This window comes from Roseateles sp. So40a (assembly GCF_048081605.1).
Classification (GTDB): Bacteria; Pseudomonadota; Gammaproteobacteria; order Burkholderiales; family Burkholderiaceae_C; genus Roseateles.
This window is the reverse complement of the sequence record NZ_CP182288.1, coordinates 4,354,162-4,374,528: the sequence shown is the minus strand read 5'-3', so window position 1 is coordinate 4,374,528 and position 20,367 is coordinate 4,354,162. Positions and strand designations below refer to the sequence as shown.

General features: G+C 72.1%; 10 protein-coding genes. 2 read left to right on the top strand and 8 right to left on the bottom strand.

The genetic code is table 11. The annotated features are described in order from the left end of the window. Window positions 1-84 precede the first annotated feature (84 nt). The 8 genes from ACNI65_RS19830 to ACNI65_RS19795 all read right to left on the bottom strand — a co-directional run bounded on the left by ACNI65_RS19830 (window position 85) and on the right by ACNI65_RS19795 (window position 15,221). Window positions 85-2,205, bottom strand: a complete 2,121-nt coding sequence (locus ACNI65_RS19830) for a hypothetical protein (protein WP_416758871.1) — start codon at window positions 2,203-2,205, stop codon at window positions 85-87. Then, on the bottom strand, window positions 2,202-3,353 hold the full coding sequence (locus tag ACNI65_RS19825) for a VWA domain-containing protein (protein ID WP_416758869.1): 1,152 nt from the start codon (window positions 3,351-3,353) through the stop codon (window positions 2,202-2,204). Before ACNI65_RS19825 ends, ACNI65_RS19830 begins: the two co-directional genes overlap by 4 nt. Further along, on the bottom strand, window positions 3,350-5,860 hold the full coding sequence (locus ACNI65_RS19820) for a DUF5682 family protein (RefSeq protein ID WP_416758867.1): 2,511 nt from the start codon (window positions 5,858-5,860) through the stop codon (window positions 3,350-3,352). Before ACNI65_RS19820 ends, ACNI65_RS19825 begins: the two co-directional genes overlap by 4 nt. Next, complete coding sequence (locus tag ACNI65_RS19815; protein ID WP_416758865.1) at window positions 5,857-6,999, bottom strand: ATP-binding protein; 1,143 nt, start codon at window positions 6,997-6,999, stop codon at window positions 5,857-5,859. The genes ACNI65_RS19820 and ACNI65_RS19815 overlap by 4 nt, the downstream gene beginning before the upstream one ends. Next, window positions 6,996-10,835 carry a WGR and DUF4132 domain-containing protein gene (locus ACNI65_RS19810; protein WP_416758864.1) on the bottom strand — a complete coding sequence of 1,280 codons (3,840 nt, stop codon included), beginning with the start codon at window positions 10,833-10,835 and terminating at the stop codon, window positions 6,996-6,998. The genes ACNI65_RS19815 and ACNI65_RS19810 overlap by 4 nt, the downstream gene beginning before the upstream one ends. Window positions 10,836-10,918: 83 nt before the next feature. After that, window positions 10,919-11,986, bottom strand: a complete 1,068-nt coding sequence (gene rtcA / locus ACNI65_RS19805) for an RNA 3'-terminal phosphate cyclase (protein ID WP_416758863.1) — start codon at window positions 11,984-11,986, stop codon at window positions 10,919-10,921. A 91-nt stretch (window positions 11,987-12,077) separates the two neighbouring features. Continuing rightward, window positions 12,078-13,292, bottom strand: a complete 1,215-nt coding sequence (locus tag ACNI65_RS19800) for an RtcB family protein (RefSeq protein ID WP_416758862.1) — start codon at window positions 13,290-13,292, stop codon at window positions 12,078-12,080. A gap of 333 nt (window positions 13,293-13,625) precedes the next feature. Then, window positions 13,626-15,221 carry a vWA domain-containing protein gene (locus ACNI65_RS19795; RefSeq protein ID WP_416758861.1) on the bottom strand — a complete coding sequence of 532 codons (1,596 nt, stop codon included), beginning with the start codon at window positions 15,219-15,221 and terminating at the stop codon, window positions 13,626-13,628. 243 nt (window positions 15,222-15,464) lie between these two features. Between ACNI65_RS19795 and rtcR the strand changes: the two genes are divergently transcribed. Further along, on the top strand, window positions 15,465-17,078 hold the full coding sequence (gene rtcR / locus ACNI65_RS19790; protein ID WP_416758860.1) for an RNA repair transcriptional activator RtcR: 1,614 nt from the start codon (window positions 15,465-15,467) through the stop codon (window positions 17,076-17,078). 125 nt (window positions 17,079-17,203) lie between these two features. Continuing rightward, window positions 17,204-20,275: a two-component regulator propeller domain-containing protein gene (locus ACNI65_RS19785; RefSeq protein ID WP_416758859.1), complete on the top strand. Its 3,072-nt coding sequence runs from the start codon at window positions 17,204-17,206 to the stop codon at window positions 20,273-20,275. Window positions 20,276-20,367: the final 92 nt, after the last annotated feature.

Below are 20,367 nucleotides of genomic sequence, written 5' to 3'. Positions count from 1 at the left end.
GGACGGCGCCGGTGGGGCGCTCGGGGTGCGCGATTGTGACGCCGCAGGCGGCCCCTCCTCGCGCCGCCGAGTTTCAAGCGGGTTTCATTCGCCGTCGAGGTCCCCGGCGTCATCGAGACCGCCGAGTTCCAGCTCCGCCGCGTCCTCGTGCAGCCGCAGCAGCGTCAGCAGGCGCAGCAACGCAGCGCCGGCCGAACCCGTGGCGGGCTCATCGGGCTCATCGAGCGCGGTGAGCAGGATCTCCAACGCCTCGGCGAGCGCGCGCCAGCCCGCGACGCCGATCCGACGCTGCAACGCACGCGCCTCGCCGCGCCAGGACGGCGGCAGTTGCGAGCGGCCGTGATGCAGCAGCGTCGCGATCAGCGCGCGCACGGCGCCGGGGCCGTCGCCGCCAAGCGCGCCGCCGCCATGCGCCTCGACCTGTGGCACGTGACCCAAGGGCAGCGCGGCGAGCGCCGGGCCCTCGCGGGCGGCCAGGTCGGGGACCGTCAGCCCGCTGTCGCCGGCGATGGCCCAGATCTCGAGCTCGGGCAGGCCCGCGCGCCAGCGCAGCATGCCGGCCACATGGCGCGGCGCGGCCTGCGGCGACAGCGCCTGCGCGATCGCTTCCAGCGCCTGAGGCGCGTGGCGCTCATGCGCGCGTCGCGCGAGCAGCGGTGCGCCATCGGCGTCACGCAGCACGGTCGCGACCGTCTGTTCGTGCGCGTCGTAGAAGGGGTCGCCCCAATCGGCCGGCGAGAAGATCACGAAGCGGCGCGCCGCGTGACGCGGCGTGAGGTCCGGATGCGGATGCAGCGCGCGTTCCCGCCGCAACGCCGCGACGCTGTCCGCGCGCAAGGGCATGCGCAGCGACTGCCAGTCCGCCGTCTGCGGCAGCGGCTGGTTGCGGTCGCTGCGATGCCTGGCGAGCCGCAGGCTGCCGTCGGGCAGGCGCCGCGCCTGTCGCGAGAGCAACTGCCCGTGGCCCAGCGTCGACAGCAGCAGGCCCGGCGCGAGCCGCTCGCTGCCGCGCACCGCGGCCTCGGTGTCGAGGCGGTCCTCCGGCACGGACCAGTCGTGGCGCAGCAGCAGCCGGGTGCCGGTGTCCAGATCGGCCATCACGAGCGAGGTGCGCCGTGCCGCGCCGTCGCGCCGGGTGCGCGCGCCCAGGCAGGTCAGGCGCACGCGGTCGAGCTCGACCTCGCCCGGTTGGCCGGTGCCCCAGGCATCGCCCGCTCGGCCGGGGCGCGCGCCGCCGGCCACGCGCAGGCCGAGCTCGGCGAGCAAGTCCGCGCCGTCCGCGGCGTCATATCGCGCGCTGCGGCGCAGGTAGGCGTCGCTCCAGGCTTCGAGCTCGTCCAGCACGCCCAGCAGCCAGGCCGCATCGCCTGACGCGGATCGCGCGAGGGAGAGCGGCTGCGCCAGCGCCGAGGCACCGCCCACCGCGCCATGTCGCAGCAGCGCGGCGGCGAGTGCCTCGAACGGTGCCCGCGCGACACTGGCCGCGCTCGTCGAAGCCAGACGCACCGTCGCCGCGCCAGACAAGCCCTGGGCATGCGCTTCCCGGAAAGCCCACAGACCCAGCGCCACATGCTCGCAGGCTGTCGCGCGGATGCAGTCGCAGCGGGCGGCCTCCAGTCCCGCGCCGGCCCAGAAGCGGACGGTGGCGCTGGGCAGCCGGGCCGTATCACAGGGCTCGCCGCCATGGCCACTGCCGGCTCCGCCGCCGCCGCCGTCGCCGCCGTGCCCACGCGGGCGCAGTTCGATCGTGAGCCCGTGGTCGCGCAGCGCCTGCGCGTGCTTCAGCACCGCGGGCGGCAGCAGCGCGACCAGCGTGGTCTCGTCGGCCTCGTGGACCGGTCGCGGGCCGGCGATGGGCGCGCGGGGCGTGTCGCTCGCGGGGGCGTCGGCCGGGGCGGAGGCGGACTCGTGCACCGCCTGTCCGTAGGCCAGCGCCGCGATCAGCCGATGCCGGCAGATGCCCGGCGCGCCACAGCTGCAGCGCACATCGGGCAGCGCGACGGCGCGTGGCCAGCGGCAGACGGTACCGTCCTTGAAGCTCGCCTGGAGCAGCCCCTGGGCATCGACGTCCAGCTCGGGCCGATCGCCGCCGGCCAGCTCGCGCATCGCGCGTTTGACCAGGCCGGCGTTGGCCGCGTGGGTCAGCGCCTCGGGCGTGAGGTGCAGCAGGTCCTCGCGGACCGGGGCGTCGGCGGGCGCGCTCATCCGAGCTTCTCCGAGAGCCAGCCCGCGAGCTGACCCGGCGTCATCGCGCCGACATGCGCGCCGGCGTCCACCAGCCGCGCCGCGAGCTCGCGGTCATAGACCGGGTCGGCGCGCTCGTCCAGCGCCGCCAGCCCGAGCACCGTCGTGCCCTGCGCCGTCAGCGCGCGCACATGGCCGATCAGCAGGTGCTCCTCCGCGCCTTCGTAGAAATCGCTGATGACCACGACGATCGCGCGGCGCGGCACCTCGATCAGATCCGCCGCGTAGCCGACGGCCTTGCCGATCAGCGTGCCGCCGCCGAGCTGCACGTTCATGAGCAGATCGACGGGATCGTCCGACTGGCCGGTGAGGTCCACGACCTCGGTGTCGAAGGCGATGAGGTGCGTCTTGATGCCGGGCAGTCCGCTGAGGCAGGCCGCCGTCACCGCGGCATGGATGACGGAGCCCAGCATGCTGCCGCTCTGGTCCACGAGGATCAGCAGCTGCCACGGTTCCATCACGCGGCGGCTGTCGACACGGAAGCGCGGCTCGCGCACCACCAGCCGGCCGCTGCGCGCGTCGTAATGCCGCAGGTTGCGGCGCAGCGTCTCGCGCGCCGCGAACTGCGATGCCGAGCCGCGCGCCGACGTGCGCTGCGGCTGGCGGCGGCCGGAGAACGCCTGCTCGACGCGACGGGCCATCTTCTCCATCAGCTCGCGCACGACCTGCGCCACCAGCGTGCGCGCCATCGCCAGCACCGCCGGGTTCATCAGGTGCTTGGTCCTGAGCACCGCCTGCAGCAGCGCGACATTGGGCGTGGCGCGCGCCAGCACCTCGGGATTGGTGACGACCTCATCGATGCCGTAGCGCTCGATCGCATCGCGCTCCAGCCGCTCGATGGTCTCCTTGGGGAACAGCGTGTGGATCTCGTTGATCCAGTCCGGGACGCTCAGTGCCGAGGGCCCGAGACCGCCGTGGCGATCGAGCCGGTCCTCCGGCGCGAGTCCGCCCGGGCCGTCCTTCCCATCGTCGCGCCCGTAGAGCCAGGCCAGCGCGCGGTCCATCGCGAAGGCCTGCGGACCGATCGCGCCGAGGCTGCCGGTGCCGGCCTCGCCCAGCAGCAGGCGCCAGCGGTCGGCGATGTCGAGATCGGGCAGCGGGCGGCTCATAGTCCCAGCTCCCGGGCCGCGGCCATCGCGCGGGCTTCGATGCGGCGTGTGAGCAGCAGGTCGGGTCGACCCGATCCCACCAGCGTCGGCAGCAAGGCGCCGACCGTGGCGTCGGGGGAGGACGCGCCGTTGGCGCCGCCCATCAGGCGCGCGGCGAGCGCGGCCAGCGCGCCTCGCTCGCGCGGCGGCAGCCAACCCATCGCGGCACGCAGCGCCGGCAGCGCGGTCAGGAAGTCCTCGGTGCCGATGGCCTCCAGCGTCGCGTGCAGCGCGCGGGCGATGGCGTCGTCGCTGGTGGCCAGCGTGCGGGCGCAGGCGAAGAGTCCGTAGAGGAAGTCGCCCAGCGCGTCGCGTGGGGGCATCGCGCGCAGCACGGCCATGACCGCGCCGCGGGCGTCCTGATCCTCGCCGAGCGCATCCTGCGCGTACGCCAGACCCAGCGAGGCGCCGCGCAGCGCGGGCGGGCGCGTCGCGCCGCGTGCCAGGCGGCCCATCGTGTCGAGCACCGCCTCGCGCGACGGTGACGCGAGGTCCAGCCGCAGCAGCGCGTCGAAGACGGACACCGCGCGCACGTCGGCCTCGACCAGCGCGGGCGGCGTGGCCGGCGTCGACGAAGCCGAGCCTGGCGGCGAGGCGGAGGCCGAGGCCGCGTTCGGGGTTGAGCCGGCGGGCGCGCCCGTGCCGCGATCCTCGAGCAGCCACAGCAGCCGCTCGGCGATCTCGGCCAGCGTGGCCTCGAGCATCGCGCGCGGGTCGTCGCTCCAGAACCCGGTGCGGGCGAGTTCCGCCATCGTGCGCGCCGCGTCGGCCAGCGCGCCGTGGTCATGGCAGCGCGGCAGGCCCTCGCGCAAGCGCGCGGCGAGGTCCTCGCCCATGTCCAGCAGTCCCGCGCGGATCGCCGCCAGCAGCGTGCCCGTGAGCGCCTGCGGATCACCGCCCTGCGCCTGGGCGCGTCGCGCGAGCGCCTGGCGCGCCGCGGCCTCCAGCGTGGCGCCGTGCACCGAGGCCTCGATCAGGTCGGCGTGCCAGCGGTCGTCGCGGCGCAGCTGCCAGCGTTCCTCGAAGTGCAGGGCGGGCGAGAGCGATCGCGCGCCGCCCGGCGCCGCCGTGCCGCGCAGCTGCACGCCGCCGATGTCCAGCACGCGCAGTTGCCACAGCAGTCGCGAGCGCGGCCGGTCCCGCGCGTCGCGGCGGTCCAGCACCAGCGCCTGCGCGCTCGCGGTGACCAGCAGTCCTTCCTCGGCCAGCCGGCGCTCGGCATCGCGCAGCAAGGGCGGCTGCGGCGTGTCGCCATGCAGGCGGCCGATCTCGTCGCCGGTCAGGGCGAGCAGCGCCTCGCGCAACACCGGGTGGTGGTCGGGCCGCAGCGGTCCGCCGGTGTGCCACGGCGCGGGGGTCTCCAGGGCCTCCTTGACCGCCGCGCCGAGCAAGCCGTCGAGCAGGTCCACGCGCAGCGGCGTCGTGCGGCCGCGCAGCGCTGCCAGCGCGCGCGTGCCTCGCTCGAAGGCGGTGAGGTCGGCGGTGGAGAACGCCACGCGCGCGCGGCGCAGGCGGCGCACGATGGCCGCCATCGCCTGGTCCGATGCGCGCTCGGCGCCGTCGCGCCACAACCAGCGGTAATACGCGGGCGAGGGCAGACCCGCGCCGTAACCGCCCAGCGCGTCAACCTGGCGGTCGCTGTAGGGCACGAGGTAGCTGCCGTGGCGGCGCGGGTCCGACGGGACCGGCGTCACGGGTTCGGGCGCGTCCTCGGGCGCAGGCCGTTGCCAGACGCCGTCTGGCGTCGTCGCGCAGGCCTGGTCCAGCGGCGGCTTGTGCCAGCCGCCGCAGACCACGAGCACCCGCTCGTGGCGCGCGGCGGCCCAGCGCACCCACTCGGCCATCAGCGCCTCGCGCGCACGGTCCTGTGGCGTGCCCGGGTCGTCGCCGCGCAGCTCGTCGAAGTAGGCATCGATCCGGCGCGCGAGTCCCTCGGAGGAGGTCTCCGCCTGCGGCGATTCGAAGAGGTGATCCCACAGCGCGTCGCTGCTGTCCTGGCGCAGGCGCTCGCGCAGCAGCGACTCCACGCGCGCGTACCGGCTGCGTGGCTGACCGGCGGTGCGGCGCTCGTCGTCGGGCAGCGCGCGGTAGCGCCAATGCGGCAGGTCGATGAATCGCACCTCGGCGCCGGCGGCATGGCCCTCGCGCAGCGCGACCCATTCGGGCGAGTGCTCCAGCAACGGGAACCAGCATTGCGCCGGACCGCCGGTGAGCCTCACGTCGCCATCGTCATCGTCATCGTCATCGCCGTCGTTGTCATCGCCCTGAGCCTGCACGTCCACGCCGTGCGAATGGCTGTAGATCGCCAGCGGCGGGACGTGGTCGAGCATCAGCTCGCCGAGCCGGGCGTTGAAGTCGGACGGGCCCTCGATGAGCACGGCCTGGGGCCGCATCTCGGAGATGGTGCGCGCCACCAGCCGCGCGCAGGCGGGGCTGTGGTGGCGGATGCCCAGGATGCGCGGCGTCATTCCGGCAGCAGGTGCCTCGCCGCGTGGAAGGCCTGCCAGTGCTCGCCGGCGCGCTTGGCGGCGCGCTGCTCGAGGTAGCGGCGGATCTTCTTGAGGTCGTCGGCGTTGTCCTTGGCCGCGGCGCCGGCGAGCGCCTCCACGATGTCGGCGGGATGTCCCGCGTCGCCACGCAGGTAATGACCGCGCAGCGTGACGGCATGGGCCACGCTGACCGCCTCGGCGGTGCTGACGACGGTGGACAGCCGCTCGCCGGCCTGGCCGTCGCGGCCGACGCCGGTGCGCAGCTCGCGGAAGGCGGTCACTAGCACCTCCAGCACCTCGGGCGAGGGCGTGACGGCCAGGCCGTCGCGCGCGAGCAGCCGGTCGACCTCGGCGCGCACCAGCGCGAGTTCCTCGTCGTAGTCGGCGATCGGGAACACCGTCTCGAATGCGAAGCGGCGCTTGAGCGCCGCGGACATCTCGTTGACGCCGCGGTCGCGGATGTTGGCCGTGGCGATCAGGTTGAAGCCGGGGGCCGCGAAGACCGTGCCCGCATCGGCCAGCTCCGGCACCATCAGCAGCCGCTCCGACAGCACCGAGAGCAGCGCGTCCTGCACCTCGGGCGGGCAGCGCGTGATCTCCTCGAAGCGGACCAGGCGGCCCTCGCGCAGGCCGCGCATCAGCGGCGAGGCGACCAGCGCGCGTTCGCTCGGGCCCTCGTTGAGCAGCAGCGCGTAGTTCCAGCCGTACTTGATCTGGTCCTCGGTCGTCGCCGCGCTGCCTTGCACGGTCAGCGTGCTGGTGCCGCTGATCGCGGCGGCCAGCAGTTCCGACAGCAGGCTCTTGGCGGTGCCGGGCTCGCCGACCAGCAGCAGCGCGCGGTTGGACGCGAGCGTCACCAGCGCGCGCTCGAGCAGGCTGGGCGCGCAGACCAGCTTGCGCCGGATGCCGTCGCCGCCGGCGATGAAGCGGATCACCGCGCCCATGGACAGGCGCCAGCCCGGCGGCACCGGGCCGCGGTCCTCGGTGGCCAGCCGCGCGAGTTCCTCGGCGTAGAGCAGCTCGGCGGGCGGGCGCTGCATCGGCGCGCCGGCCGATGCCGATGCCGATGCCGATGCCGATGCCGATGCCGATGCCGATGCGGCGGTCTTGCGGGTCATGTCGTCGGCTCCTTCCAGGGCGCGAGCAGCTCGGCGTCGCGCAACACCTCGCTGGCCAGCACGGGATGCAGGCGCTCGAAGGTCTCCAGCCCGTCGTCGCCCCAGGTGCCCTGACGGCGCAGGACGATGCGCGGGATGCGTTGCTTGGGTTCGTAGGTGGGGTCGCCGACGATGGTGCCGGGATCGAGCTCCAGCTCGATGGACAGGCCGTCGCCGATCCGGCGCTCGAATTGGCCGACCCAGCCGGCGTCCTCCGCCTGGCCGCGTTCCCAGCCGCGATTGACCAGGCCCAGCGCGCTGCCGGTGGCGATGGTCTTGTCGGCGAAACGCAGGATGGCCTTGCTCGTGCGCTCGGCGTCGGTCAGCGCGTAGGTCTCGCGGCCGAGCTGGCGGAAGGGCTGAAGGATCTCGTAGTCGGCGAAGACCTGGCCCATCGCGGCGAGCTCGGCGGGCGGGATCTCCAGCGGATGCGCGATGCCCACGGTCTCGTCGTCGGCGAGCTGCGCGGTGTCGTCCTCGGCGCTCGCGAGCGTCCAGTCCTCCGCGACGCGGAACAGCCGCGTGACGTGCTCGCCGTCGTAGACGCCCCAGGCCACGCGCGCGGCCAGATGGCGCATCAGCGGATGCTCGAGGAAGAAGCGGCGGAACTCCTCACCGGTCCAGCGCCGGCGCGCCGTCATCGCGAGCTCCATGCGCATGACCTGCAGGCTGGCGATGGCCTTGGCGTCCTTCTTGAGCAGCTTGAAGCGCTCGGTGGCGGCGGTGGCGAGCGCGGCGTCGTCGCTGCGGATCGGCTTGGGCAGGTCCTTGAGCCGCGCGCCGGCGCTGTCGCGCACGAAGGGCTTGAGCGACTCGTCGAAGCCGATGCGGAACTGGCGCGGGCCGAAGTCCAGCGTCAGCGTGCCGGCGTCGTCCAGGCCGAGGTCGGGGACGAGGCGGTCGGCCAGCTCCTCGGGCGTCAGCCCGCGCGCCTCGGCCAGCGCGGCGATCTTGTCGCGGGCGCGGTCCTGCAGGCCCTTGAACTTGACCTTGCCGGCGATGCCGTTGAGGTGCATCAGCGCGGCGTCGGTGCCGATGGCCACGAGCAGGTCGAGGCCCGAGACCGCGCGCTGATGTGCGGACTCGCCGGGCCATTCGCGGATGCGCGCGGCCAACCGGCGCGCGGTGTCGTCGTCGCCGAGCAGGCCCAGCGCCTGGAAGGCCCAGCCCTCCTTGGCGGGCGCGCCGTTCTGCAGCCACGACTCGCAGAGGTCCCAGGCGAAGGCGCTGAGCGACGCCGGCGTGCAGAGCTCCTTGAGCTGGACGATGCCGGCGTAGGGCGCCTCGATCTTGCTGAGGGCCAGCATCAGCGCGACGGACTCGGCGGCGGGGCCCGACAGCATCAGGCCGTTGTCGCGCAGCACCGGGCGGCGCATCGCCAGCGTGACGGCGAACGCGGGCAGCTTGGGCATGCGCGCGGGCAGGACGAGCAGCGGGTCGGCATCGATGAGCGCCTGCAGCGCGGCCTCGGTCTCGGGACCGAAGGCCGCGGCGGCCTCGCGGGCCGGGGCCTCGCCGTGCGCGCCGATAAACCAGCGCAGGCCGTGCTGGCCGTCCTCGCGCGCGGTCTTGTCCGCGCTGAAGGCCATCACGAGCGCGCCGGTGAGGAAGGTCTTCGGATAGGCGTTGGCCCAGGCGATCGCCGCGGGCTTGGCCTTCTTGAGGTTGCGCAGCGTGTGCAGCACCGCCGGGACCAGGCTCACGCTGTCGACGGCCAGCGCGATCGGCAGGCCGAATTCAGGCAGCGCCGCGGCGAGGTTCTGCAGCCCCGGTAGCGCCGCCTCGCCGTGTCGGTACAGCAGCACGTGGCCGTGCGACGGTTTCCAGTACCACGTGTTCCAGTGACGCGCGGGATAGCTGTTCCACAGCGCGAGCGCCGCGGCGGGCGGCAGCGCCATCAGGATGTCGGTATTGGCGCCGTAGAACCAGCTCTTGGTGACGGCGAAGTCGCCGTCCTGGAGCGGCTGACCGGCCATGATGCGGGCGCGTCCCTCGGGTCGGATCTGCATCTCCGACATCTGCACGTCGAGCGGGTTCTCGCCGCCGCGGATGTCGGACGGCTCGATCTTGACGGCGCGGGCGGCGGCGACTTCCGCGGGGCTCAGCGTGATGCGCACCGGATGGCCGGCGGCGCTGAGTTCCAGCGTGGGCAGCGGTGTGAGCTTGACCTTGCGCGTCCACGGCGGCTCGCGCAGTAGCGTGGGCAGCTGGTCCTGCGGGCATTCGGCGGCCAGGTTGCGCACGAGCAGTGCCTGCAGCCGCTCGCGTTGCTCGGCGTCGAGGGCCTGCTCGGCGATGGCGACGGCCTCGGGGGCGCGCAGGGCCAGGCGTTGCAACCAGCTCTCGACGAGCTTGTCGCTGCCGGAAAGCGCTTGGGCGGCGGTGCTCGCGATGACGGCGGCGGGGTGGGTCTCGGCGATCCGATCGAGGAGGTCGCGGGCTTCCGAGCGGTCCAGCATCGTCGCGAGCAGTCCCGGCAATGCCGGGGCGCGGAAGCGTTGCAGCAGGCTGGTGACGGTCGTGGCGTTCTCCTTGCCCGCGACCAGGGCCAGCAGGCCGGTCAGCAACGGCGCGACGGCCTCGCCGTGCTGGCGGATCTGCAGCAGCAGGCCCGACTTCATCTGCGACACGTAGCGGTGACGGATGAACTCGCGCGCGAGCGGCAGGATCTCGTCCAGCGGCAGCGCGGAGTCCAGGAAGGCGCCGGCGTGGTCCTGGTGGATCGGGAGTTGGCGGACCCAGTCCAGCCGCAGGGGGCACAGCATCGCGCGAATGCGCTGCGTCCCGACGGCGGTGGCGTCGAGGCCCTCGAGCAGCGCCTCGACCTGCGCATGCGTGACGTCGTCGCAGCGGGCCAGTTCGCGGCGGATCGGACGCAGCGTGGAGTCATGCAGCCAGGTGGTGGCGAAGTAGTGGCGCTCGATGACCGGCTGAAGGGCCAGCGCGATTTCAGTCGCGAAGACGACGCCGCGCAGCGCCAGGGCCCATTCGGTCAACCAGCGCAGACCGGCATGGGGACGGCTGCCGCTGATGGCCTCCTCGCGGCCGACAACGAAGTCGGCCACCAGGGCCTGCAGGAAAGACTGCACCCAACCGTCGAGCGTGAGCCCATCCAGCACGTCGCGTCGCAGTTGCTGGTTGAGCTGGTCGGCGTTCCATGCGACGAAGCCCGGCCAGGCGCTGTTGATGCTGCGCTCGAGGTCAGGACTGTGGTAGCGGACATAGTTGGCGGCGTGCCTGGGCAGCTCGGTCGCCAGCGAGGCCAAGGCCGGACGTTCAGGCGCGTGCACGCCGCGCAGCGGCGGCAGGGCGGCGATCAACGCCGGCGTCCAGCTGAGGCCGCCCGAGGGCCAGTCGATGGCGGGCAGCGGGCCGCTCGGGGCGGGCGCGACGGCGGGTGCGACCGAGACCGCGGCGATGACCGTCTCGGGCGCTGGCTCGGCAGGCTCGATGGACGGCTCTGTCGCAGATGGGGCGGGCGTCGCGGCGCACGGAGCTGTCTTCGGTGACGTGGACTTGCGCGCGGGAGCGGGCGTGGACGCGGCTGGCGCGGCGGTCGCGGTGGCAGCGCTCGCAGATGCGCCGCCGTCGCCCCCGACCTCGCTGTAGCCCTTGCCGGTCTTCTCGCGGATCAGGGTGTCGACGTCCTTGATCGCGGCGGCCTCGCTGGCGTGGGACTTGGTCTTTTCCTGGCCGTTGGTGCCGATGCGCCCGAAGCGCACCGTCACGTTCTCGCCGTCGCGCGAGACCTCCCAGAACTTGCTGGAACTGCCCTCGATCAACTCGAAACGCCGCATCGCGGTCCTCCCTGAAGCTTCTTTGGGAGGCCACTATAGCGGCGCGATCTTGTCGGAATCCTGGCGAGATCCTGACGGCGCGCTCAGCCCGGCAGCACGTCCACGCGCCATTGCTGGCCGGCGCGGGAGACCTCCAGGCGCGAGTCGAAACGCACCGGCAGGAAGCGCTCGATCACCGCGAAATTGGTGCGGCTGTGCTCGGTCAGCTCGGTGCAGCTGAACGCGGCGGGCCGGCCGCGCCCGGCGACGGCGAGCGCCAGCGGCAGCGCCAGTTGATCGGCGAGGTGCTCGCCCGCAGCGCCGGCCGAGGCCTGGTACGCGCGCATTTGCGCGAAGACCTGGCGCGCGACGTCCTCGGCCGCGAGGCCGCGTTCACCGAAGGCGACGAAGACCTCGGTCAGGTGCTCGTGCGCGAGCGTGATCATCAGCGCGTTGCCGGGCCCCTCGTTCTGACGCGCGGGGATGACGCGCAGCTGCGAGGGATCCCAACCGGTCAGCCGGGCGAGTGCCTCGAGCTCGCGCTCGGGGACGCCGCGCGGCAGCGCCGGGGCGAGGACCTCCGCGTAGGCGTCCAACGGCGCGCCGCGTTCCAGCAGGTCGAAGGGCGCGAGACCGTCGACCGCGGGCGTGATGAGGGCCTCGATCTCACCGCCGCCGGCGGGGAAGAACCCGTGGCGGCGCAGCGTGAGGTCGAGCCTGGTGCCCGCGCGCTCGATGAGCGGCGCGAAGCTGCGCTGCAGGAAATGGAAGGGCGGCGCCAGCGGGTTGTGCGTCCCGCCGGACAGGTGCAGGCGACTGGGGCCGTCGGCCAGCATCAGCGCGGGCAGGACGGTCTGCAGCACGAGCGTGCAGCTGCCGGCGGTGCCCACGGCGAAGCGGTAGTCGCCGGCGTGGACCTGACCGGGGCGGAATTCGAGCGTCTGCGAGCCGAGCTCGCCGCCGATGACGGTGGCGCCGCAGACCTCCTGCGCGGCGAGCACGCAGGTCAGGTGCTGGCGCATCAGGCCGGGCTTGGGGCGCTTGGCGCGGATGCGCTCGATGCGCAGCGGCGTGCCGGTGCACATCGACAGCGCCAGCGCCGAACGCAGGATCTGCCCGCCGCCTTCGCCGTGCGAGCCGTCCAGTTCAATGAGCTTGTTGTTCTTGTCCATCTGATTCATTCGCCGGCAGGCGCCGCGCGGTTCCTCTACCGCGCGGCGTTCCGGTCGACCTTTCTTGTTGTCGATGCGGGCGATCCGCCCGTCATCCCTTCACGCACACCACCTGCTTGAGCGTGTGCACGACCTCCACCAGGTCTTGCTGGGCCGCCATCACCGCGTCGATGTCCTTGTAGGCCATCGGGATCTCGTCGATGACGTCCGCGTCCTTGCGGCACTCCACCCCTTCGGTCGCCGCGCGCTGATCCTTCAGCGTGAAACGACGCTTGGCTTCCGTGCGGCTCATCGTGCGGCCCGCCCCGTGCGAGCAGCTGTCGAAGCTCTCCGCGTTGCCCTTGCCGCGCACGATGTAGCTGCGCGCGCCCATGCTGCCGGGAATGATCCCCATCTGACCCTGCTTCGCGCTCACCGCGCCCTTGCGGGTCACGAACACGTCCTGGCCGAAGTGGGTCTCCTTCTGCACGTAGTTGTGGTGGCAGTTCACCGCCTCGATGTGGGCCTCGAAGGACTTGGCGATCACCTTCCTCGCCGCCGCGATGACGCGACGCATCATCACCTCGCGATTGGTCTCGGCGAACTTCTGCGCCCAGCTCACCGCGCGCACGTAATCGCCGAAGTACTTCGCGCCTTCCTCGAAGTACGCGAGATTCGCATCGGGCAGATTCGCCTGATGCTGCATCGCGTCCTTCTTCGCCAGCTCGATGAACATCGTGCCGATCGCGTTGCCCACGCCGCGCGAGCCCGAGTGCAGCATGAACCACACGAACCCCACCTCATCCAGGCAGACCTCGATGAAGTGGTTGCCCGTCCCGAGCGTGCCCAGGTGCTTGTGGTGGTTGGTGTTCTTCAGCTTCGGATAGTCGCGGCACAGCTCGGTGAAGTCGGACTCGAGTCCGGCCCAGGCGGCATCAACCATGTCGGGCGGGTTCTCCCACGCGCCCACGTCGCGACCCCTCGGCGTGCGGCCGTGAGGCACCGCAGCTTCGATCGCGGAACGCAGCGGCGCCAGGTTGTCCGGCAGGTCCTCCGCGCGCAGCGTGGTCTTGCAGGCCATCATCCCGCAGCCGATGTCCACCCCGACCGCGGCCGGGATGATCGCCTTCAGCGTCGGGATAACCGACCCCACCGTCGCGCCGATGCCCACGTGGACATCGGGCATCGCGGCGATGTGCTTGAACACGACCGGCAGCTTCGCCGCGTTGGCCAGCTGCTTGCGGGCCTCGTCCTCGACAGGCACGCCCTGCGTCCACATCTTCACCGGCACGCCGCCGGCGACTTCCATCTCGTTGTAGTTCTTCATGTTCTTCTCCATTCGGAATCGCCATCGGGGAGGGCAGTCCCCGCGGTGAGCGATGACAAGGAGTGGTGAGACAAGTCCTGCTCTACCAACTGAGCTACGGGATCCCGGAGGATCCCGGCGGGATTCGAACCCGCGACCTGGGCGGTGATAGCGCTGTAGTCCCACCGGCATTCATCGCTCGCCGCGGGAACCGGATCCGGCTCCGCCAACGGCTTGCATCATTTCATCTTCGTTCACAGCCCCCGCGTGGCGACCAACGGGTGATGGGGATGATTGCAAAGATGTAATCCCCATCGGCATTCGCCACGCGACAGCATTCATCGCTTCATTCGTTCACTGCGGCGCGATCGACACCTGCTCGATCTCGCGGACCCAGTGGCCGACCTCGGTCGCACCGGCGGCGAAGTCGCCGACCATGCGGAACACCGCGTCGGAGAAACCGCCGACGTTCATCACGTCCTTGCGCTCCACCGCCTGCGTCGAGGCGCCGGGCTGCACGTCGATGCACACCAGCTTCGCCTGCGGGCATCGCGCCTTGATCGCCGCCCACTGCGTCATCGTCTCCGTCGCGCCATGTCGGCGCGCGTCGATCCACGACTCGTTGTCGGACACGATCACGACCAGGTCCACCTTGGCGCGCTCCTCGTTGAGCTGCCGCAGCGGCGCGCTCACCGAGGTCCCGCCGCCACCGATCGCCGCGAGCTTCGCCGCGTTGGTCATCACCGAATCCCGGGGATTCAGCGCGACCGGCACGACGCGTTGCTCGAAGGGCAGCACGCGGCAGCCCGGGTTCTTGCGCACCAGCGCCGCCGCCACCAGGGCCGCGACGTCGATGCATCGCACCGTCGAGGTCGCCGACCCGCGCCAACCCGTCACCGACGAGGACATCGATCCCGACACGTCCGGGCACACCACGACACGCCCGGCGATCGCCGGCACGTTGGCCAGCGCGGCCTCCATCGCGTCCTGCAGCGCCTCACCGATCTCCGCCGGCACGCCGGGCGATCCCGCCGCGGCCTTGAATGCCGTCATCAGCTGATACGGCAGTACACGCGCTGCGGCGACGGCCTTCGGATCACGCAACCGCCTCGCCAGCCGTGCCGTCATGGCTGGCTGCTCGTACACGCCATGGCGCGCGAATGTGTTCAGGTTCTGCCGCACCATCTGCCACGATCCCTGCGCCGCGATGCGGGCCCAATGCGTGGTGTTGAGCGGCAGCGCCGTCAGCATCTGGAAGGGCACGGGCGGCAGGTCCTCCGCCGTCGCACCCTCCGTCCCGCCCGACAGCAGCGCGCGCTTGAAGCGCTCGAAGGCCTGCGTCGCCGGCGGCAGCGCCGCTTCATCGAAGGGGCGGCCGATCAGCCACGCGAACCAGGCCGCGCGCCAGGCTTCAGTCGGCTTCGGGTGGACCATGCGGACCACGTCCGCCAGGGTCGGCTCGGTGCCGATCGACGCCTGCAGCAACTGCTGCTCCGTCGCGCCCAGCAGCCATTGCTGGACCAGCTTCTTCGGACGCGATCCCAGCGACTTGCGGCCCGTCTGGCCCGATCGCAGGATCTGCACGAAGTTGCGCAGCATCTTGCCGTTGTCGATGACGCGGCTGAACACGGGCTGCAGCAGCGCGATCTCGCGTTGCGCCAGCACGGCGGCCAGCAGCGCGGGCATGTCCTTCATGTGGCCGGACTGACGGGCGTAGACCGCAGTCTTGGCCAGGAAGGCCGTGTCGACATCCTGGGCCAGCGCCAGCGCGTCCTCCAGCTGGGATTGCGCGTCGGCGTGGAAAGTCGACGTCATGCAGCCGGTGGCCGCCAGTTGCGCCAGGTGGTGCCGGGTCTTGTAGGCATAGGCGCGGGCGCCGGACTGGTTCACCGCGTCCGCGGCGGCGGGCAGTTGCCCGGGCGTCGTCTTGAAGAGTTGCGTGTTGACCATGTTGTCCTCCCTGTCGAGGGTGCGTCTTGTTGTCTTGCCTTCTTCATTGCAACGCCCGTGCCAGCTCGTGCCAGGTCTTGCGTCGGAAGGATTCAACTCATTGATTGATAAGGAGAAAGACGACAAATTGCGTTGATTCGCCCACCCCTCCATTCATCCGCGCCACCAAAACGAACTCGCTGAGGAGATACGAAACTAGCGAAAAAGATATGCGCAAGAAGTGGCCCGGATAAACTCCCGCCCATGGCCAAGAAGAATGTGGTGATCGGATACCTCGGCTCGCAGCTGGACAGCGGGCTGGGCGCGGGCCGCTGGGAGAAATGGCGGCCGACGATCTCGCTGGTCGCGCAGCCCGACGTCGTCGTGCATCGGCTGGAGCTCTTCCATGCGCCGCAGCACGTCGCCCTCGCGCGCCAGCTGAGCGAGGACATCGCCAAGCTCTCGCCCGAGACCGAGGTCCGCCTGATCCCCATGCCCGCCGAGGATCCCTGGGACTTCGGCGAGGTCTACGCCACGCTCTACGACTGGGTGCGCGCCTACCGCTTCGACACGACGCGCGAGCAGTACTGGGCCCACATCACCACCGGCACGCACGTCGCGCAGATCTGCATGTTCCTGATGGTCGAGGCCCGCTTCATCCCCGGCGTGCTGCTGCAGACCTCGCCGCCTCGCAAGCAGCGCGAGGGCGAGATGGGCACGATGACGCTGATCGACCTGGACCTGTCACGCTACGACCGCATCGCACAGCGCTTCCAGGCCGAACAGCACGACGCCGTCGCCTTCCTCAAGAGCGGCATCGCGACGCGCAACGCCCGCTTCAACGGCCTGATCGAGGAGATCGAGCGCGTGGCCGTGCAGTCGCGCGCGCCCATGCTGCTGGCCGGGCCGACCGGCGCGGGCAAGTCCTTCCTCGCGCGGCGCATGTATGAGCTCAAGCAGTCGCGGCATCAGCTCGACGGCGCCTTCGTCGAGGTCAACTGCGCGACGCTGCGCGGCGACGGCGCGGCCTCCACGCTGTTCGGGCACAAGAAGGGCTCCTTCACCGGCGCGATGGCCGACCGCGCCGGCCTGCTGCGCACCGCCGACGGCGGGCTGCTGTTCCTGGACGAGATCGGCGAGCTCGGCCTCGACGAGCAGGCCATGCTGCTCAAGGCGATCGAGGAGAAGCGCTTCCTGCCCGTGGGCGCGGACCGCGAGGTCGCGAGCGATTTCCAGCTGATCGCCGGCACCAACCGCGACCTGCGCGCCGAGGTGGCCGCGGGGCGCTTCCGCGATGACCTCTTCGCGCGGATCAACCTGTGGACCTACAGCCTGCCCGGCCTGCGCGACCGGCCCGAGGACATCGAGCCCAACGTCGATCACCTCGTGCAGCAGGTCGGCCGGGAGAGCGGGCGCGCGGTGCGCTTCAACGCCGAGGCCAAGGTCCGCTACCTGGCGTTCGCGCAGTCGGGCCGCGCGCCGTGGAGCGGCAACTTTCGCGACCTGTCGGCCTCCGTCACGCGGCTGGTCACGCTGGCCGAGGGCGGGCGCATCGGGTTGCCGCTGGTGGAAGCGGAGATCGCGCGCCTGGAATGGCTGTGGGAGCGCGAGGCCCCCGTCGCAGCCCCTTCGACCGGCGAGGGGTTGATGTCCGCGCTCCTCGACGCCGAGGCGATCGACGCGATGGACCTCTTTGACCGGATGCAGCTGTCGGCGGTGCTGGGCGTGTGCGCGGCGGCGGGCTCGATGTCCGAGGCCGGCCGCGCGCTGTTCCAGGCCAGCCGCCAGGCCCGGGCGGTGGTCAACGATGCCGACCGGCTGCGCAAGTACCTGCTCAAGTTCGGCTTGTCCTGGGACCGCGTCGCCGCGGCGCGCTGACAGGCCGCTGACCCTCCCCCCGACTCGGTGGTCGCCGGGCAAGGCTTCACGCGATCCGCACTCGTGACTCGTACGGCAGGCCGGCTGCCCGCGCGGGAACGGTCACAATCGGCGACTCCGCGCCTATGACTTTCCTCAGGTCCTTCCTCCCCGCTGTCGACGCCTCGAGCCGCACGCCGCTGCGCCGGCTCGCGAAGGTCGTGGGGGCGGTCGCCGCGGTGGCCTTGTCGACGGCCTTGTCGATGGGCCTGACGATGACCGCGGCCGTGGCCGCCGAGACGATCAAGGCGACCGCGACACCTACCGCGACACCTGCCGCGACCGCGCCGGTCGGCGATCTCAGCGACCCGGTCCGCGCGATCAGCCAATACAAGATCGACCTCTGGCAGACCGAGCAGGGCCTGCCGCTGAACACCGTGCAGGCGCTGCTGCAGTCGCGCGACGGCGGGCTGTGGATCGGCACCGCCGGCGGCCTGGCCCGTTTCGACGGCCGCCGCTTCGTGACCTTCGAGACCGCGCAGGCGCCCGATGTCGCGTCCCAGCCGGTCTTCGCGCTGCTCGAGGACCGCGCGGGCCGGCTCTGGATCGGCCATCCCAGCGGTGTCACGCTGTACGAGAACGGCCGCTTCACGACGGCCGTCACCAAGGCCCAGGTCAACAAGCGCCGCATCTGGTCGCTCGCCGAGGGCAAGGACGGCGCGATCTGGGCCGCCGGCGACGGCGGGCTGGTCCGCTGGAAGGACGGCGCGGTCAAGATCTTCGGCCCGGCCGACGGCCTGCCCACCGCGCGCTTGCGCACGCTGGCCTTCGACACCGCCGGCACGATGTGGATCGCCACCACCGGGGCCGGCCTCTTCGCGATGACCCCGGACGGCAAGTTCAAGGTCTTCGACGCCAGCAACGGCTTCCCGCACCCGCAGGTGCGCTTCGTGCTGGCCGACCCGGCTGGCGGCATCTGGGCCGCGACCGCGGGCGCCGGACTGGTGCGGATGCACGGCGTCGAGCAGCCTGCGATGCGCGTCTACACGACCGCCGACGGACTGCCCTCCGACCACCTCACCGCGCTGACGCGCGACGCCCGCGGCGATCTGTGGGTGGGCAGCTGGGGCGGTGGCGTGAGCCGGATGCGCGACGGCCGCTTCAGCACCGTGTCCACCGGCAACGGCCTGGCGGGCAGCCAGATCTGGTCGATGCTCGCGGACCGCGAGGGCAGCATCTGGGTCGGCACCTGGGTCGACGGACTGAATCGCCTGCGCAACCGCGCGTTCACGGTGCTGGGCACGCCCGAGGGCCTGAGCCACGACAACGTGCGCTCGGTCGTCGCCGCGCGCGACGGCGCGATCTGGGCCGCGACCTCCGGCGGCGGGCTCAACCGGCTGAAGGACGGCGCCATCACCGCGCTGCGGCAGGCCGACGGCCTGCCCACCGACGAGATCTCCACGCTGCACGAGGCGCGCGACGGCACGCTCTGGATCGGCACCTACACCGCCGGCGTGGCGCGACGTCTGCCCGACGGCCGCATCGAGCGCTTCGGCGTCGAGGCCGGACTGCCCGGCGTCGAGGTGCGGGCCATCCTCGAGGACCGCGACGGCACCGTGTGGGTCGGCACGCGCTCGGCACTGGCGCGTTTCGACGGCCGCCGCTTCGAGACCTTCACCGCGCCGGGCCTGCCCACCGAGGGCGTGGCCGCGATCCTGCAGGACCGCGCCGGCGCGCTGTGGTTCGGCACCACCGGCCAGGGGCTGGTGCGCTGGCGCGACGGCAAGGCGCGCCAGTTCACCACCGCCGACGGGCTGCTGTCGGACTGGGTCATCGCGCTGCACGAGGACCGCCGCGGCGAACTCTGGATCGGCACGAACGGCGAGGGCATCAACCGCCTCAAGGACGGCCGCATCGGCGCGATCCGTCCCGCTGACGGGCTCTGGGACGGACTGTCGCAGGTGTTCCTCGAGGACCGCGACGGCCAGTTCTGGATCACCTGCAACCGCGGGTTCTATCGCGTGTCGCGCGCCGACCTGGACGCCTTCCTGGAAGGCCGCGTCAAGCAGGTGCGCTCGACCGGCTTCGGCCCGGGCGACACGCTGCGGGCCACCAGCTTCGCCGGCAACCTGCAGGCCGCCGGCGCGATGGACGCGCAGGGACGCGCCTGGCTGCCGTCCTCCGCCGGCCTGGTCGTGGTCGATCCCGCCCGGCTGCCCGGCGGCGGCGAACCCCCGATCGCGCGCATCGAGCGGATCCAGGTCGACGGCGAGCCCCTCGCGCTGGACGGCCAGCCGCTGGACCTCCCGCCGGGTCCGGTGGCGCTGTCTGTCAGCCTGGGCGCGTCCACGCTGCGCGAGGCGGACCGCGTGCGTTTCCGCTTCTGGATGGAAGGGCTGTCGCGCGGCTGGACCGATGTCGGCAATGACCGCGAGCTGACCTTCCCCGCGCTGTCCCACGGTCAGTACAAGCTGCGGCTGGCGGCCTCCGCCGACGGCCAGCGCTGGCGCGAATCCGACACGCCGCTCCCCGTCACGGTGCGGCCGCGTTTCCACGAGACGGGCTGGTTCCACTTCCTGGTCGCGCTGGCCGCGATCGGGTTCTTCGCCGGCGCCGTCGCGCTGCGCATGCGGCAGCTCCGCCAGCGCCAGATCGAGATGGAGCGCCTCGTGGCCCAGCGCACCGAGGAACTGCGCCAGGCCAACGAGCACCTGAAGCAGCTGTCCTTCCTGGACGCCGTCACCGGGCTGCCCAACCGGCGCCGTTTCAATGAGGCGGCCGACGAGGAATGGCGCCGCGCGCGGCGCGGCCAGACCTCGCTCGCGCTGGTGCTCGCGGACGTCGACGCGTTCAAGCGCTACAACGACCAGATGGGCCACCTCAAGGGCGACGAGTGCCTGGGCGCGGTGGGCGCCGTGCTGGGCGCCTCGATCGGGCGCGCCGGCGACCTGGCCGCGCGTTACGGCGGCGAGGAATTCGTCGTGCTGCTGCCGGGTGCCGACCGCGCTGCGGCGCTGATGGTGGCGGAGCACATCCGCGCGGGCATCGAGTCGCTGGCGATGCCGCATCCGACCTCGCCGGCCGGGCCGGTGGTCACCGTCAGCCTGGGCGTGGCGGCCTGCGTGCCCGATGACGAGCGCACGCTGGAGAGCCTCATCGCCGAGGCCGACGACGCGCTTTACACGGCCAAGCGCGAAGGCCGCAACCGCGTTCGCTGAGCAGTTTTCATCCACGGAACGCGGCCTTCGGTGTACAACCACGGGCACCGCGTCACCCGTGTCCGTGCGCGCCCCCTCCCTTCGCGCCCGTC

What these genes read in the sequence shown, in the direction of transcription:
- ACNI65_RS19830 (WP_416758871.1), bottom strand. Translation starts at nt 2,205, where the DNA reads ATGAGCGCGCCCGCCGACGCCCCGGTCCGCGAGGACCTGCTGCACCTC.
- ACNI65_RS19825 (WP_416758869.1), bottom strand. Translation starts at nt 3,353, where the DNA reads ATGAGCCGCCCGCTGCCCGATCTCGACATCGCCGACCGCTGGCGCCTG.
- ACNI65_RS19820 (WP_416758867.1), bottom strand. Translation starts at nt 5,860, where the DNA reads ATGACGCCGCGCATCCTGGGCATCCGCCACCACAGCCCCGCCTGCGCG.
- ACNI65_RS19815 (WP_416758865.1), bottom strand. Translation starts at nt 6,999, where the DNA reads ATGACCCGCAAGACCGCCGCATCGGCATCGGCATCGGCATCGGCATCG.
- ACNI65_RS19810 (WP_416758864.1), bottom strand. Translation starts at nt 10,835, where the DNA reads ATGCGGCGTTTCGAGTTGATCGAGGGCAGTTCCAGCAAGTTCTGGGAG.
- rtcA (WP_416758863.1), bottom strand. Translation starts at nt 11,986, where the DNA reads ATGGACAAGAACAACAAGCTCATTGAACTGGACGGCTCGCACGGCGAA.
- ACNI65_RS19800 (WP_416758862.1), bottom strand. Translation starts at nt 13,292, where the DNA reads ATGAAGAACTACAACGAGATGGAAGTCGCCGGCGGCGTGCCGGTGAAG.
- ACNI65_RS19795 (WP_416758861.1), bottom strand. Translation starts at nt 15,221, where the DNA reads ATGGTCAACACGCAACTCTTCAAGACGACGCCCGGGCAACTGCCCGCC.
- rtcR (WP_416758860.1), top strand. Translation starts at nt 15,465, where the DNA reads ATGGCCAAGAAGAATGTGGTGATCGGATACCTCGGCTCGCAGCTGGAC.
- ACNI65_RS19785 (WP_416758859.1), top strand. Translation starts at nt 17,204, where the DNA reads ATGACTTTCCTCAGGTCCTTCCTCCCCGCTGTCGACGCCTCGAGCCGC.